9 protein-coding genes and 5 pseudogenes are annotated in these 16,670 nt (G+C 55.4%); 11 read left to right on the top strand and 3 right to left on the bottom strand.

The features are described from left to right. Nucleotides 1-46: 46 nt before the first annotated feature. Nucleotides 47-930: pseudogene (locus tag SG26_RS01010) on the bottom strand (IS1595-like element ISHja1 family transposase). 157 nt (nt 931-1,087) lie between these two features. Between SG26_RS01010 and SG26_RS01015 the strand changes: the two are divergent. Together SG26_RS01015 and SG26_RS01020 are read left to right on the top strand one after the other, a co-directional pair. Beyond that, on the top strand, nt 1,088-2,764 hold the full coding sequence (locus SG26_RS01015; protein ID WP_050036597.1) for a transposase: 1,677 nt from the start codon (nt 1,088-1,090) through the stop codon (nt 2,762-2,764). 355 nt (nt 2,765-3,119) lie between these two features. Beyond that, complete coding sequence (locus SG26_RS01020; RefSeq protein WP_050036598.1) at nt 3,120-4,142, top strand: site-specific integrase; 1,023 nt, start codon at nt 3,120-3,122, stop codon at nt 4,140-4,142. A gap of 92 nt (nt 4,143-4,234) precedes the next feature. Here the strand turns inward: SG26_RS01020 and SG26_RS01025 are convergent, their stop codons facing one another. Further along, nucleotides 4,235-5,083: a hypothetical protein gene (locus tag SG26_RS01025; RefSeq protein WP_050036599.1), complete on the bottom strand. Its 849-nt coding sequence runs from the start codon at nt 5,081-5,083 to the stop codon at nt 4,235-4,237. 223 nt (nt 5,084-5,306) lie between these two features. Here SG26_RS01025 and SG26_RS22155 point away from each other — a divergent pair. From SG26_RS22155 to SG26_RS21010, 6 genes and pseudogenes are all read left to right on the top strand, one after another. Then, nucleotides 5,307-6,014: pseudogene (locus tag SG26_RS22155) on the top strand (dockerin type I domain-containing protein); the annotation flags it as partial. 24 nt (nt 6,015-6,038) lie between these two features. Then, the gene (locus tag SG26_RS01030; RefSeq protein ID WP_154020779.1) at nt 6,039-10,316 is read left to right on the top strand and encodes a VWA domain-containing protein; all 4,278 of its coding nucleotides are present in this window, start codon (nt 6,039-6,041) and stop codon (nt 10,314-10,316) included. Continuing rightward, entirely contained in the window at nt 10,313-11,056 is a 744-nt protein-coding gene (locus tag SG26_RS01035; protein WP_050036601.1) for a hypothetical protein, read from the top strand. The genes SG26_RS01030 and SG26_RS01035 overlap by 4 nt, the downstream gene beginning before the upstream one ends. 94 nt (nt 11,057-11,150) lie before the next feature. Next, nucleotides 11,151-12,323: pseudogene (locus SG26_RS01040) on the top strand (ISH3 family transposase). Nucleotides 12,324-12,482: 159 nt separating this feature from the next. Then, nucleotides 12,483-13,049: an IS1595 family transposase gene (locus SG26_RS01045; protein WP_228841619.1), complete on the top strand. Its 567-nt coding sequence runs from the start codon at nt 12,483-12,485 to the stop codon at nt 13,047-13,049. Nucleotides 13,050-13,310: 261 nt separating this feature from the next. Next, complete coding sequence (locus SG26_RS21010; RefSeq protein WP_154020780.1) at nt 13,311-14,000, top strand: hypothetical protein; 690 nt, start codon at nt 13,311-13,313, stop codon at nt 13,998-14,000. A gap of 232 nt (nt 14,001-14,232) precedes the next feature. On the opposite strand, the pseudogene SG26_RS21015 reads toward SG26_RS21010, so the two are convergent. Beyond that, a pseudogene (locus SG26_RS21015) lies at nt 14,233-14,382 on the bottom strand (ISH3 family transposase); the annotation flags it as partial. A 328-nt stretch (nt 14,383-14,710) separates the two neighbouring features. On the opposite strand from SG26_RS21015, the gene SG26_RS01065 reads away from it, so the two are divergent. The 3 genes and pseudogenes from SG26_RS01065 to SG26_RS20590 form a co-directional block, all read left to right on the top strand. Next, nucleotides 14,711-15,784 (top strand): hypothetical protein, encoded by a 1,074-nt coding sequence (locus tag SG26_RS01065; protein WP_050036605.1) that lies wholly within the window; start codon nt 14,711-14,713, stop codon nt 15,782-15,784. 124 nt (nt 15,785-15,908) lie between these two features. Continuing rightward, the gene (locus SG26_RS01070) at nt 15,909-16,238 is read left to right on the top strand and encodes a hypothetical protein (protein ID WP_050036606.1); all 330 of its coding nucleotides are present in this window, start codon (nt 15,909-15,911) and stop codon (nt 16,236-16,238) included. 276 nt (nt 16,239-16,514) lie between these two features. After that, nucleotides 16,515-16,666, top strand: a pseudogene (locus tag SG26_RS20590) (IS5/IS1182 family transposase); the annotation flags it as partial. Between the last annotated feature and the right edge of the window lie 4 nt (nt 16,667-16,670).

Below are 16,670 nucleotides of genomic sequence, written 5' to 3' on the forward strand. Positions count from 1 at the left end.
GGACTTCAAAAAAGTGAGTCGCTCTTGTGAAGCACGTTGTTGATTTTCAGAGGGCAGCATCAAGAGCATGTTTGAGCGCTTCGTCACCTGGTTTTCTGTAGAGTTCGCAGCGGAGCTGAAAGGCTCTGAGATACGGTGTTAGCTTGTCCTTTGACACTCCTCGATGGGGCGAGAGCCACCGTCGCGTCAGCGACGCGTGGCTCTCGCAACCGTTGACGTGTACTTCGCCATCAGCGTATTCACCGTCGCCGTGGACGACGTATTCGCGGGAGAATGCGTCGTCTTCTTCGAGCAGCTCGTACGCTCGAAATCCGTCCGTATAGACGGTCAGCAACTCCTCATCGTGGTCAGCAAGCAGGAGTCGAATAGTCGATTCACCAGCGGATTTCGCTGGCACGACGTATCGATCGTCCGAGCCACGATCGACCAGCGTGAACACCGGCGGTTTGTCGCCGTCGTACGAGCCTCGTCCACGCGTGGACAGGCCACGCGAGCGCGACTCCTGGTCGCGCTCGCGGCCTTTGAGACCGGCAGAGACGTACACTTCGTCGATTTCGACCGGTCCAGACAGTGTGATCGAAGGCGCGTCGAGCGCGCTGGCGAAGCGCTCGACGCGCCGTCTCACCGTTCTGTACGAAAGATCGAGCTCCGCCTCGATCTGGCGAATACTCGTGTTGAACCGTAAGAACACGTATATCGTGAAGTACCACTCTTTCAGCGAGAGCTTCGAATGAGCGAAGATCGTGCCGGTCTTGTCGTTGAACGTCCGGCCGCAATTCTTACACAGATACCGCTGATACTCCCGATAGCTGCCGTTTCTGACCGCCAGGTCAGAACGGCAGCGGGGCACTCGACGCCATCACGCCAGCGAACCTGCTGCAACAGGTCCGCTGCAGCCGATTCCGACACGAACCGGCTTATTGGGAACATATCGGGCACCGCTGGCGCGGTGCCCTTGCCCTCTTCGACTTTCAGCCGCAGCTCTCGCTATCAACAATCTCCTTCGCAAGAGCGAAGTGAGTTTACGTACCTTCCCTGTACTGAGCAGTAAACGGATTCTTGAGCCTGCCGTGGCCAGCATCTCGTAGTGGTTGCGAGTTGCGACTCTCAACGCAGTGTCTTTCGACGAATCGCACAGCAGTCATACGCTGAGTGGCCAGCATATGATTCGACTTCACTCTACGACCGGAGTTCTCTCGCCGGCCTGAAAGAAGACATCTGGACCGTTGCGTCCACATGGTTCGACCACCAGGCTCACCACTCCGTCGACGAGTTCGTATCTCACTACCCAGTAGCGTACGTCGAGTTTGGGCCACATGTCCGGTATTTTGGAGCTATTCAGTACGAGATGGCTCAACTGTTCCGATTATTTCTACTCAAAGAACTTCACGGCTGGGCCCACGAGACGGCACTCCTCACGTACCTCACTCACCATCCTGAACTCCATGAACAACTAGACATAGAGACGGTCCCAGACCAGTCGACGCTATGGCGAAGCTGGCACGAACGATTCACTACAGAGCTTCGCGAGACAATTGAGGCAGCTGCGCGGACAATTCTAATCAAAGCTCAGAACGCGGGCGTTGCTGTTCCGCGCGAGCCAGAACGTAGCTTTCCATCGCACGATGACGAAGCGAGCAAATCAGACCCAGACGATCAAGCCGTTCTCGACGAAGCGGCATCGATTACGGACCACATCAGCCGTATTGTCTTGCCAGCCTTCTCGTTAGATCGTGGTGATGGTTGTGAAATCCACGAGAACGCATATTGGGACTTACAAACGCATCTCGGACTTCGAGAACGGTTGGCTGCTAACGAGGGGGCTCGCAGTTTCGTTCACGAGTCGAGCCGGGACCGGACGCCGTTGGGACACGCCCATCGGGATCAGATTCGTGACCTCTCGATTGAACAGGTTCGGGAGATGTATGCACGGGCCGTGAATCGGTTACTGGATGAAGTCGAAGAGACAGAGGAGTTCTTCCGAGCGGGGATCGTCGCTATCGATATTACTGAAGCGGACCCGTTCAAAGGCGACAGGACCGGGCACGAAGACGAGATTATTGGGACACAGGAGAAGACCGATGAGTACGCCTATCAGTGGGCGACGGTCCAACTGGTCGGCAACGCCGTTCCAATCGTGCTGGATGCGCGCCCGGTCCGAAAGGGAGAGACACGACTAGAAATCGTCGAAGACTTGCTCAACTCTGCCGAGGACCTCGTTCACGTCGATAACGTGCTGATGGACCGGGAGTTCGATAGCCAGCACATTCTGGAGATGCTCAGCCAGCGTGGACTGTCGTACGTCGTGCCGAAGCGGATGCAAACCAGCGAGAAAGCCCAGGCCAAGCGATTGCTCCAGCGGGGTCAAGACCGATACGAGACCGACCGCAAGCTCCATCTCGGGAAGAACGAGTGGCACGAGACAACGCTGATCTATCGGCGGAAAGAGGACTCAGAGCACGACGACCACCGCCAGTACTCGGTGTTCATGTCCAATCGCGGTAGTGGCTTCCTCACCGAGTATGGCTACCGGTGGGAAATCGAGAGTGGCTACAAATCGATCAAACGTTTCATGGCTGCCACGACATCGAAGAATTTCGGGTTGCGGTTCTTCTACTTCGCATTCGCGTGTCTGCTATACTCGATTTGGCGTGCGGTCGATTTACTCGTGCAGGTCGAATTGACCGGTGAGTACGAACACTCGCCAATTGTGACAGCCGACAACACGCTGACGCTTTTGAAGAAAGAAACCGGAATCGGATAGTGAGGTTCTCCACCCGTAATAGCGCGGTGCCTGAGTGGCAACGCTGTCGGAAGTCTCCGATATTCGCGTATATGATTGGTAGTGCAACAAGATCGGGTGTTTGGAGAGCAGTCTGAGCCAGTTCCCGATCACTGAACCAGCCGAAACCACGCATCATAGCCCCGCTAAACCCCCTGTAGTCTCAACTTCCAGACTGAGGCAAATTGATATAGCTACATATACTTTATCAGGAACAGAATACCCAAATATTCGCGCACAGAGTGCCTGAGACGGCGATATTCTGGTTTGTGAATTAGGTTTGTATTATAGTAATAAGCACCACCAGTTTTACCCGGACCGCCGCTGTACGGGAAGCATGGATCGTCTTCCGCCTGCATACGACGCTACTCCCGGGGGTGACGCCCTCGAAACAGCCATCGAGAAACGACTGGTCGATATCGACTCCGGGCGCTACCGAACGAACGTCGCGAGCGTGTTGCGGAAGTTCGCAGCTTGGTCCCGGGACCAGCACGGTATCTCCAGTCCCGAGGATATCGACGACGACCTTTGTCGGCAGTACGCTCGTGACCTGGCCCGGGCCGACGACAGAGACGATATCTCACCAGAAACAGCCCGACGCTACTTCGCCTACGTCCGCTCGTTTCTGACGTGGGCCGTCTACGAGAGTCTGATTCCGACGAACCCAGCCAAGACTAACCACGCCGAAGGCCCGCTGCCAACCGACGAGACTGAAACAGACCAGCAGTACTGGACCGCCCGGGACCGCGACGCTATCTGCGCTACCGCGACGGCTCGCGTCGACAAGGCCGTCGAAAGCGACGATATCGACCGCACGGCGGCCTACCGCAACCAAGCACTCGTCTTCTTGCTCGCGTACTCAGGAGCCCGCAGCGCGGAACTGGTTGCTGTCTCCGATGATGAAGAACGGAATGGTCTGCGGTGGCGACACGTCAACCTCGAAGCCGGTACAATGCAGGTGTTCGGCAAGAACCGTTCCCGCGAGTCTGCGCCGATCCTCGACGATGCACTTCGCCCGCTTCGGCGCTGGAAGCAGCTTCGAGAGCCCGACGAGAATGAAGCTGTCTTCCCCAGACTCGACAACGCTGCGAAAGCGCTTGATCCCACGCCGTCGATCACCACGCAGTCGGCCCGGAACATCTTGGCAGACTTGTGTGAGTGGTCTGAGTACGAGTTCGAAGACCCGCTGAAGCCACACGGTGCTCGCCGTGGATTGGGACGGGAGATCTATCGCGAGAACCCGCAACTGGCACAGGACGTTCTCCGGCACAAATCCATCGAGACAACCCACGAAGGCTACGCTCAGGAGGCCGCGAAACGGACTCGTGACGAGGCGAACGACATCATCGGCGGTGAGTAGGTTGCCGACAACTCTTCACAAGGAAGCCACAGACGCCATCCAATTGAGCCGGTCAGCGAGGTGAGAACGTGTCGTGTGTCTTGGACTCGCTTCTACAACCGACGATAGATGATGATCCCACCGAGAACAGCGACGATCATGCTCCCGGCAATAAGCAGATTCGTGGGTGAGCCGCCAGACGGCTCGACAGTGTCTGTGGTCCCGGTCTGAGACGGTGTGATTGCTGGCCCACCACTGCTGGTCTGGGTTGAGGTTGATTGCTTGGTGTCTGTCTCGGTCGAGTGTTCAGTTTCCGTGGCCGTTGTTGTTGGGGTGTCACTGGGCGTCGGTTCCGTTACTGTCGGTGTGGCCGTCGCTGTTGCTGTGTCACCAGAGTCACTGCCGCTGGAGTCGCTACCATCATCGTCATCTCCGCCATCATTATCACCGTCATCATTACTACCGCCGGAACTCGACGATTCTTCTTCGGTAGGCGTTTCTGTTGGTGTCTCTGTTGCAGTCGGAGTCGGTGTTGGTGTCTCCGTTGTGTTCCCTCCGGACTCGACTGTCAGTGTTCCATCGCGGACGCTGGTGACATTGTATGCGGTCCCGGATTCGTCACCGACGGCTGCAACAGTCAGGTCCACATCGCTCGTTCCGACAGCCTCGGCGGTGAGCGTGACAGAGACAACAGATGTCGAGCTACTGTCGGCGGTATCCATTCCAGTCGCCGCAATGCGGACGCCGTTCGCCTCCTCGGCAGACTGGACTGTTTCTGGCTTTCCAGCAACAGACGTGTTCGAGACTGTTGCAACCGAATCGTTGGTGCTTGCGATATCGAGATCCAGTGAACCCACCCCGCCTGTGGTCGACGTGACTACGATATCAACAGTGGTTGTGTTTCCAACCGTAACAGTGTCAGTCGAAGGCTGGATCACGACGCTGGTCGTTCCCGCCCCCATCGCGATCCCCGCCCAGAGGGATACTGCTATACAAAGGCCGAATACTGTCGCAAGCTTCCTCATTAAATATACTGTCTCAATAAGTAGGATTAAGTATTCTGGTTACTGATTCAAATTCACAATACTACCTCTGGTGGGGGTTTATATGGCAAGTTCAACGACAAAATTACAAGCGTTATTTGGAGTATTACTATTAGTGACTGTCGGTCCCGTATCGGGAATGATGACCGGTACCGGGGCTGGCCCATTGCAGACGGCCGGCAATGACATCTCTGGTACAAGTGCCGGAAACCAGGCCGTCACCACGGCCGGAAACGAGCCAACACGGACACAACCGACACAAACACCCGCCTCAACGGCTGGGAACCAGGCGACCGGACCACTTTCGACCAGCTGGAATGGCTCAACCGAGCCGAATGCGAGTGCCATCGCGGAGTTAGCGCCCCGGGAAAACGACTCTCACCCGTACCCGCTCGTTGGCGATAACCAGCCTACTGATCCAGATGGCGACGGACTCTACGAAGACGTCAACGGCGATGGCGCTGTCAACATCGTCGACGTTGACGCCCTATCACGTCACTTGGGATCCACAGCAGCCGGTGCCAACTGGAGCGCGTATGATTACACGGGTGACAACCGAACCGATGTCGGGGATATCCAGTGGCTCTTCGTCGCCACGCGCTCGACGCCCTCGAATGACACTGATGGCGATGGACTTCCGGATGCCTACGAGCGAAACGTCACGAAGACCGACCCCAAGGTAGCAGACTCTGACGGGGATGCTGTGATTGACGGCGCAGAAGACTGGGACAATGATACGTTACCGGCATATCGCGAATACCGACTCGGTACTGACCCCCGAAGCAACGATACAGACGGTGACGGACTCACTGATGACGTCGAATCACGGCTCCAAGGCGTTGATCCGACCGACCCTGACACGAATGATGACGGCGTGCAGGACGGCGCTGCCGATCCAGATAACGACTCACTAAGCATCTACAACGAGACCGTCGCAGGAACCCTTACCAACAATCCAGATACGGACGGTGATGGACTGCTGGACGGGACAGAGGTCCACCAGCTTGGAACCGACCCGCTCAAAGCGGATACAGATAATGATGGCCTTCCAGACGGCGAGGAAGTTCGCCTCGGAACAGACCCACTCGTCGCCGATAGCAACGACAACGGTGTCAGTGACGGTGAGGAGAGCTATACCACGACGGCGGCCAACGAGACGCTCGGAGTCACACTGAGCCTGACTGGCAACGGTGACATCGGCAATGGGACGACCATCGCCCCGCAAGATGACCCACGGTTCAACACGTCTCGCGTAGGGAATATGAGTGCCTCGCCAGTTGTTAAACTCAACTCCGAGCAAGAATTCTCCTCGGCTAACGTTACCCTGGCGTACAACGAGACTGGGGTGGAAAATGAGAGTCAGGACCTCGCCGTGTTCACATACGATCCCGAGGCGGGGATTTTCGTGCCGTTGAACTCCACTGTTGACGCCACTAACAACACGGCCACTGCGGAAACGACTCACTTCTCCACGTTTGCGGTCTTTGACATCTCCAACTGGGCGACGACGTACAACGCAACTGAGCCAGTGCGACAGACCGACGACGATGGGCTACGCCCAGTCGACGTGACGCTGGTCATGGACACGTCAGGATCGATGAGCAGCAGCGTTAAGCTTCGGAATACAGCTGGACAGCGGTTCGTTGCGGGACTGCTTGACGTGGATCGTGTGGCAGTGGTCGACTTCGACTCATCCGCATACGTGGCACAGGACCTGACATCGGATTTCGGTGCTGCCAATTCGACATTAGATAATCTCGGCAGCGGCGGTGGGACTGACATTGGTTCGGGACTCAGTACCGCAAACAGCCAGTTCGCATCTAACAGCAACGACTCCCGTGCACAAGTGATGATACTGCTGACTGATGGGCGAGGCAACGGCGGGATTTCGGAGGCCCAGACGGCCGCTAATCAAAACACCACTGTCTACACCGTCGGCTTCGACAACGCGAATCGTGATAAACTCCGGGATATCGCCAACATCACCGGCGGAGAATTCAATTATGTCACGGACCGCTCGGAACTGCCCAACGTGTTCTCACGGATCGCCGAGAACACCACCGAGATCAACGATACGGACGGTGACGGCTTGAGTGACGAGATGGAACGCGAAGGGGTCATACTGGGTGGGCCCAATGGGGACCGCGTCACGACAGATCCGAAGAGCGCTGACACCGACGGCGACGGCCTCTCCGACAGCAGAGAAATCGGTCAGTACACGGAAGTCAGTTATCGTGGCAGGACCGCCTCCTATTACAACCATCTCGCCAATCCAAGGCAGGTTGACACTGACGGCGACAACCTGACCGACGCGGAGGAAGTCGCAGGCTGGGAAGTTCAGCGGACACAGAGTGCAAACGCCTCAAAGGGATATTTGAACGTTTCTCGTCCCGATCCCTCGAAACGATTGCTGAGGTCATATCTCCGTTCGTTGTACCGCGGCGAGACTGAATCGTATCAACCTCAAATTAGTCGTGGTCCAGATAGTAGTTCTTCAAAAGCACTCGCAATAACAATTGCAGAACAAACAGATATCGACGTTTCAACGCTCAATGAAACTGGTCATGGCCCCTCACCGAATGGGTCGTATCTCACGAACATAACGGCTACATCCGACCCGTTACAGCCTGACACCGATCATGATGGACTTGCGGACAACGTTGAGCACCTCCGGGAGACAGACCCCAGTCGTGCTGATACTGATGGCGACGGCATCTCTGACCAGACGGAGTTCACAAGTGGAACGGCTCCAGTCCTGTTCGACCACCGCGCTCCAACGGTAACCATCGAAAGCATTCGAACAAAGCGTATAAAAAATACAACAAAAGTGATTGTGAGGCAACAGGGCACTACAAAAACGGTACGCCCTGAAAACATCAAGACTACTGATTCGACTTCTTCTGGGGCTATTCTGGTTGCAAAATACCGGTATACCGTCCGTTTACGTGCGCATGATCCGAGCGGTGTCTCCAAATTGGTAGTGAAGCCAGATTGTCAGTATCTTGCTCGTCGAGCAGGCTCGAACTTGGGCTCTTTCATGGAGTCAGCGTGTCAGGGTGATGGGGAGACAATCCGATTCGACAACGAGACAACAACATCGTACAGGCGAGTCGAATTCACCGTCCGAACACCTATCGACAAAGCTGGAGTGTTTGCCTTTCAAGAGTTTAGTCAGTTCTTTGAATCCTCTCCAGTAGCTGTTACAGCAGTTGATAGCAACAGGAACAGTCGATCCAGTGACTACACTTCTCCCGGAGCAATTCCCGAGTTAGCCAAGACTGCTGCTGACCATCCGGCTACTGGCGAGCGGACGGAAGACCGCGTGATCGAAGAGATCGCATACCGTAGCGGGGGAGTATGGGGTGTTCGACAATCAGCGCTTGATCTGTCATACTTCCTCTCGCATCCGTGGACGGCTGTCACCTGGCTCGGAAATATCGATCGACTCCCTGATGCGGCTTTGAGAGCGCCCGAAACCCTCCCCTCTGCAGCCAGAAATCTTCAAGACCGGCAGAACCCCTTCGACCGGAGGACTGAGACAGAGAATTACAAGCTCTATGGTCAGAACTGGTTAGTGGGATACGGCAGTGGCGTCGCTGGCTCTGAGCTCAGTATCGGCCTTGCAACCGGTGGTGGCTCAACGGTCTCGAAAGCCGCAAAATTGCGGAAGGTAACTGACACAGTTGGTGATGCTGGAACGGCAGCGAGAGGCTGGACCTTCCATCGGTCGGTCAGGATGGCCTCAACCATTTCGGAAGGCACTGATATCAAGCCAGCAGGAACCCGGCGCGCACTCGGGCGGGTGGCGATACCCGAGCGTGTGCGCCACGCACAGCGGCTGAACTCACCACGGTGGACACGACTCATCGAATCGCTCCCAGAGCGTGCTACAGGCCCATCCCGAACCGAACGAGTCAGCCGCACTATGCGCCGGACTGGCGATGACGGTCGTCAACTGATGCTGCAACTGCACAACTCGGGTGACCAGCGCGCCCTAGAGACGTTCATCGCAATGGACGAAACGCCAGGGACACAGCGGGCACTGGTTCGAGCGTCTCGCGAAGATCCCGACGTTTCGAAACAGGACCTCAGCGAGGCGCTGCGGAGGTACGACGAACTGGATGCAAACGAGAGAAGCGAATTCGACCGGTTCGTCGAGGCGTCCGGCGATAACGGTATCAAGTTCGCTTCGGATCTCGATACCGACCAGGCAAGAGAGTTCTTCAGCTCAGCCTGCCGTCGGTCACCGTCCATCGGCGCTGCGCCGCGACCGCGCAGCGACCGCTTCTACTCTATCAAGACAATTGGCGGTTCGAGCCTAGCCGGCTGTGGTGACGACCTCACTGACGCCGAAGAGACGAGATACTACAGTCGCATCGCCGATGTAGCGGCCGAAAACGAAGATATCAGTGCGGGTGAAATATTTGAACAGGTATCCGATGTCGACGATGCAACCCGGAGAGAGGCAGTCAAACGGCTGTTAGCTGACTCCGGCGAAGATGGAGTTCGACTCACCCGCAATATCGATTCCGACGCACAGGAAATCTTCTTCGACCTCGGCCGAAACGATCGTATCGATGGGTTCGACGATTTCGATGAGTGGCGTTCGGCAATTGCGAACGCGGAGGATGTCGATGCGGCAGAAGCAGGCCGGTACGCCGAGCGTGTCGACAGCGCTGCCACCCGGGATAACATAGATGACGTGCATGAAATACTTGATGAGACTACCCCGCGTACCGATGCAGTGGCAGGAGAAAGCGGTGAAGCCGCGAGCGCGATTCGGTACGCGGACGACGGTGCCGAAGTTGAGATGGAGCCAGGACAGACCGATGCCTACGATATGTCCGTTGAAGAAGGGGGAACGACCGAATACGTCGAAGTGAAAACGCGAGCCGATAACGACGTCGATTACAACTATATCAATACACAAATATCTGAAATGAACAAGAAACACAACAATGCGCTTGATGATCCAGAGTTAGATGTCTCCGAGAACGCACAAGTGCTAGAGATCCGGACGAGAGCACCGTCTGATGAGTTGTCATCGGCACAGACAGCCGCGGAGAATGTTCTCGACGACCGGGTAGATGCGCAGGTAGATGAGATCCGTTTGGTCGCTGAAAACGGTGATACCGTCACTGTAGAACCATGACACAGGTCAATCGGCCCGAAGTTCGAGTGTCGATAGCAGCAGGTTTAACATGGGAATTTCTCGTCCCGTCGTCGGCAGCGACATGTGCCGAACAGGCCGAAGAGATGTGCGAGTTTTGCGACCGGTTGTACAGTGCGTTTGGCGAGTTTCTTGTCCCCATTGAGATCAGTTATGTCATCACCAAATTCGACCAAGACAGAGAGCTCAGACCGGACACCGATACTGGTGAGCAGGTGAGACGCGAACTGCGAAACGACGCTGGGATCGGTGTCTCGGAGTTCGTCGAATCCACTGCAATTGACCAACACGGGGTTCGCTGGATTCCGCAAGTCCCGTTCGATAAGAACCGCTACAAGGTCCATTTCGACGGCACTGACTATGCCGTCAAGCGGAGTGATTGCACACCGTATCAAAATGGTGAATGCCGCCAAGGAATGGCTATCCCAGACCCGCTGGAGCTGACTGTTACCCATCGACCAGCGAGGGACCTCCTATCAGCCACCGCAGATCACGTACTGACCGTCTCAGTTGCGATGCATAGTGATCTCTGGCTGCGTACATCGACTGACGGGGAAAGAAATAGAGAGTATCTCGGGAGCTTTCTGTCGGATATAGCTGGCGCTGTTTCAGCCGAATCAGTAAAACGGGACAAGTACAAAACCAGCGACTTCTGGAACGATCTATCCGTCTACAGCGGTGACGACGCCTATATCAATCTAGAGCCGGAGGAGATATACTAACAGCTACCGGCGGCCAGTATCGGTACTTCCCAACCAGCGTAATCAGCTGAATTGAATCGCCGGATTAACCACACGAAAGTGTCTGGATCTGGATGTGTTCAACGTCCCCGATCCAGACGGGTTCCTTTCGGCGGCGGATGTAAAAGACGTAGCGGAAGAGGTCATTACGGCCCTTCCCTTGCCGGGTGTCGAGGGGAGCCCCCTTGACCCCGGCGACATCTGGCTCGTCGTCATTATGGCCTGTGTCAACCAGAACTCGATTTGGGATACCTGCAACGACACCAACGGGACACCGTGTGACGACACTGTTCTGACGTGGCTGCATACGCTCGACCGAGACTGGCTTGAGTTCGTCGCTAACCTTCTGCTTGGACGCCTTGCCATGACGATTCTCGACCCTGGCCGGTCGAGAATCGTCTCCATCGACTTCATCGACAACCCCTATCACGGCGAGCATCATGCCAACGAAGGCGAACTCTGTTCGATGGCTCCTAAAGACGGCACAACGACCTGCCACCGATATTGTACGGCGTACGTCGTCTCCAACGGAAAGCCGGTGACACTGGCGATGACCTATGTTCGCAACGATGAAGACGAGGCCGACGCGGTCGAGCGCGTGCTCGCCCGTGTCGAGAACTATCCCTTCGATATCGACCTCCTGCTTGCCGATAGCAGCTTTTATAACGAGCGCGTCATCCGCCGCGCTCGTGATATCGCCGCAACGGTGGTTCACGTGCCCAAAAAGGGTGAACGCATGAAAGATAAACTCGACACCCACAAGTCGTACATGACGACGTATCGGATGTACAAAGACAGCGAGCGGGAACTGCGCTCCCCGCTCGCGGTCGCTGTCTCCTATCAGAACGGTGATCGGGGTAAGCACGGAGAAGTTGTTCGTGGCTACGTGGCTTGTGGCGTTACGGAGAAGTCACCGAAGCAAGTTGAACACCTCTACAGGAAGCGTTCAGGTATTGAAACGACCTATCGGTTGCTGCGGCAAGCACGCGGGATCACGACGACACGTGATCCCGTCGTGCGATTTGCCATCATGCTAGTCGCAGCACTGCTGGAGAACCTGTGGCTTGTTCTCAGGTGGGCGGTCGTCGCCCGCCCTCGGCGAGGCGGGCGCGACCTTCCCGAGGAATTCACGCTCAAGACTTTCCGTGACTGAATACGTCACGAGTTGGAAGAGGAGTTGCGTCGGCAGTGGAAGATCAAAGCGAACGGGGTTGGTGTGCCGGCTTCACAGATAACGGCCGCGGGCTGACCACGGTCAGCCCACGGCCAGCCCGATAGACGGTGAGCGACAGCTGTCGGCAGAGACCGTCGCAATCCGGTTGATATCGTCTGTCCATAGCAGTGAATCGGAACAGCCTCGGTCTACTCTGCGGTAGCAGCTGAAACAGACCGTCAAATCATACGGAAAGTGATTGTTTTGCGGCGTTCAGGCAGCACTCTCTCGACTCATTTGGGAAGTAACGATACTATTTGGCTGGAAGAGGGTGATAGCGCAAGTGGCTTCGAGCACATCTTGGACCGTCACGCAAATTCAGATGAGTCCACGCGTGGGCGTGGTTCGTATAATGGAGACAAGCCACCCGTGTTCATCATCGCCGACCACGGCACCGGACAGCGGTACGTGATCCCGGCGAAAGCCGCAGACGAATCGACGATTCGACTCCTGCTGGCGGTCGGCCAGCAGGAGTCGCTCACTGTCTATACCGACAGCTTTCGAGCGTACGAACCGCTCGAAGACGACGACGCATTCGACCGCGAATACGTCGTCCACGGCGACGGCGAATACGCCGACGACGAGGTGCACGTCAACGCCTGCGAGAGCCACGCGTCGCGGGTGCGACGGTGGCTCTCGCCCCACCGAGGTATCTCCAAAGACAAGCTAACACAGTATCTCAGAGCGTTTCAACTACGCCGAGAGCTGTTTCGGAAACCCGGCCGAGACGCTCTCAAACACGCTGTTCGAGCGACGCTGTGAAATCAACAATGTGCTACGGATGAGCGGGTTATTGAGAACCCCTCTGAAATATATCAAAATGGGCGTCACCGTGTCTATATTAAGCAAGTCAACGGCCAAATATACACTGTCCGAACTTATCAACGTGATAATGCTATATATCATAAGCACAACCGCAATCTATAATTCATATAATGAGCTTAAGAACAAGTTCCTCGACCCAAAAGGGTATCCAGATAAACCTATTTATTCAGATGATTAACGAGATCCTACCCACTACACATGACTGGTATTGATAAAAAAGAAGGCGATGGTGACAATACAAATACGGACTTGTCTTCAGCTTACGGAGAGTATCGCCGAGCAGCACGTCGAGCCCGAGAATTAGATGACCTTGAAACAGCAGGCTCGTTTTATGCAGCAGCATCTCGGATTGGAATGGCAGAGTCGTTTCCGTTACCCGATGATAATCGTCCACCAGATGCGTCAACCGCAAATAAATTATTTTTTACACAGGCATTGAGAGAGTTCCTTCTTGCCAGCCTCTGTTTCCGGTTAGCTGACTGTGGCGACCGATGCCAGCGTCACTGTGAACAAGGAGTTGCTATCATGACCGATGTCAGAGATACTCTTTTTCGCGATCCCGCTGAGATTGGATTGGGCCACGAGATTATTGGTGACTTCCAGCTCGTGGCTGGTTTTAATAACTATAATGAATCCTATTCCCTTGCCGCCGAACAATATGCGACCATCGACAACGATCTTGGATGGCAGATGGAGGACGGGTTCGATGACTTTTCTCTCATCGCCGTCGAACTGGCTGACTCCGCCGGATTAGGTCCCGAAAACGGTGACCGGGAACGTATCAGGCGGACATCTCTTGATGCACGAGCCAAATTCAAACAAGAGCAATTTCCCGAGGTGATTGAAGCAATAATTACCAAGGGTAATTGGAAATCAGATACAATTTAGCGAAATCTGAATAGTGCTTTCGAAAAGACCCGACAAACGGTTCGGCCAAAGGGAGAGTCTCAGTACCTCACAAAGCATCGCCAGTTAACCTGATCTGAGTCACCTGTTCTGTCGAGATGAGTCGTCGATAGTGGTCGAAGGACGCTAATAGAAGGGGAGGTGCCGCTGTCGGCGGCGATCAGCCACCGACGCGGCAGCGTTGCCACTCACAAGACGGCGTCCCGCCTGGTGATTATCGGTGGAACCGGTCATCCGGTGGCCGGTTCGCGGGGACGGCCCGACGCACTGCGAGGGCCGTCCACGCTGCCCGACACAGCATATTGATGAACTCCTCGAACGACCAGGACCAGAGGCGACGCCCGCCACGGCGGGGCGTCGCCATTGGTGTTTGGTCACACTTCATCAAGTAGACTTCTCAACTAACGGGCTTTGTGAGGTACTGAACCTACAACTGCTAACCGAAGTTTTCATCCGTTTTAAATTTCTGTTAATTAAGCAGAGTTGCACGCGCGATTGATAAAATCGAAAACACTCGCTACTTAGGGAAGTCGGTCACCGCAGCCAGACAAGTGAAATATGCGAGCGAACTCCCGGCACGGAGCGCTGGCCGTGTAGTTTCATTTGGCGTTGATCAAGCAAAGCGCCCGTTCGCGCGATACTCACTACGTAACTCACGGACGGTCGGGAAGGTGGTTCGGACACGTCGCTATGTGGCCGACAAAACGCCTCAGAAGGTATACGATCTGAATACCAAACAACGGAAGCTCTCAGCCCGATACTTCCGAGATGCCGACCTTGGCGGTCGCTCCCCGTCGGAACTGGAGGCCGCCGGGAAGCTGATGGCCGAGAACAATCCCAAGCAGGTCTCACGGATGCTACGTCGGATGGACGATTCGGGGCAGCAGGCGTTCCTCGGCCCTGACATGGACCCGGCGGTGCGGCGGAATTTGTACGACGGGTGGAAGGCAGACCGCCTGGTGTCGGCGGAGGATGCGGCGGCGTCGGCGCGGAAATACAAAGACGTGGACGCGAATGGTCGGCGTGTTCTGGATGACGTACTTACTGACCCGGACGCGCGTAGTGCCTGGATCCGCACACTCGGTGACGACGCCGTCCAAGCTGACGATGCTGTCGCAAGTGCACGGAAGTACGGCGATCTGGACTCGACAAAGCGGTCGCAGTTCCGAGAGTTGCTGGCAGACGATGACTTGCGTGATTCGTGGGTCAGTGTCACAGCGGACCGCGAGATTACCACCGCCGATATCGAAATCACAATCGGTCGGGTCGAGACCAACAGTCAGCATTCAGTCTCCAACTTCAAGATTGGTCGGAACGCGAACCCGGAGGATGCCGCATATCCACCGCATGACCCTGATTCAATCGTCGTTGAGATGAAACTCGAAGAAGGCGATGAGTTCTGGCGCGTGTATGAACGTAAGTCACAGACTTCGAACCCTGACGAGAACCTTGCCGGTGGGTTTGTGGCGCGGAGATCTACGCTTCAGTCGGCAGAAACGCCAGAGCAGGTTCTCGATCGGTTAGCATTACTTCGGTCTGAATGGCAGGAGTACAATTACGTGGGAAAAGTAGAGCTAACCGACGAGTTTGTCGAAAACAATCAGATCCGGGTCCAAGTGAGCACAACCCGCCGCCAGGCGAGTGATGTCAGTGACGAAGTCCGGCCGGGCGGGGGTACTCAGTACCTCTTGCAAGACGATCTGCAGCCTACTGATCAAGGTGTGAATTGGGAACCAGTTGACGACCTTGGTGACTTCGTCGACTGAGAAGTCTGGTTGCCGTAGCAGACTCCTATGCGGACACTCCTTTTTATTGTATACCCATTTATAATTTAGAGGTTGCTAATCATCTGTAGCAAGAATTTTGTCCACAAGATCGTAACGAAACAATATGGCTCAATATGATGATGGTACTGTCGTTTTTGAAGGGAAGGAAATCGAGGTCGGGAGAGAGATCGTCGATGTTCTTGGGTACGGAGAAATAGTCGTCGTTCTACTGTATGTCTCACCAAATGAACAGCACCCAACGAACGTGCTTGCATTCGACAAGGACGGGAACAAGGTCTGGGAGATTGAATCACCTCCTGAGGAGCGGGAACAGCGATCTTACAAAAGTTTGAACGTCGTGGACGGAAACTTGCGAGTGACCAACTGGAACGGATACGGATACCGGATCGATGTGGATACTGGGGAAGTTACCGAAACTGGCTATACACGATAATTCAGACGTGCGTGTTCACCCCCACAAAGAGCGGTTTCAGGTGTCTGAGACGGTTGAAATCAGGGGGAAAATGGTATTTATAAGTGAAGCTCTTCCGCGGTGATCTCAAGAATCGACAGATGGCGTTGGTATCACCGAGATTACACCGCTGAACCACCGAATCTGGCCGTGATCGAAATCCCGTGCTGTCTTGTGATTTGCTGAGGGTAAACACATACATTCAGACGGCTCGTATATGGCTCCCTCTTTTCGTTCGTCAAGCCATTGCCCTGAACCGAACAACCTCGGCGGGAAGGTGTAAGACCACTTATCAGACATCGTGAGTTCCGACCCATCGATCACGCTCACAACGCGCGGATCAATGGGCCTCGATACCCCAACGAGCGATGTGTGAAACCGTCTTTTCAACTATCAGGCGCACGCTCGGACACC

Origin of the sequence: Haloarcula sp. CBA1115 (assembly GCF_000827835.1) — an archaeon.
GTDB classification, from domain to species: domain Archaea; phylum Halobacteriota; class Halobacteria; order Halobacteriales; family Haloarculaceae; genus Haloarcula; species Haloarcula hispanica.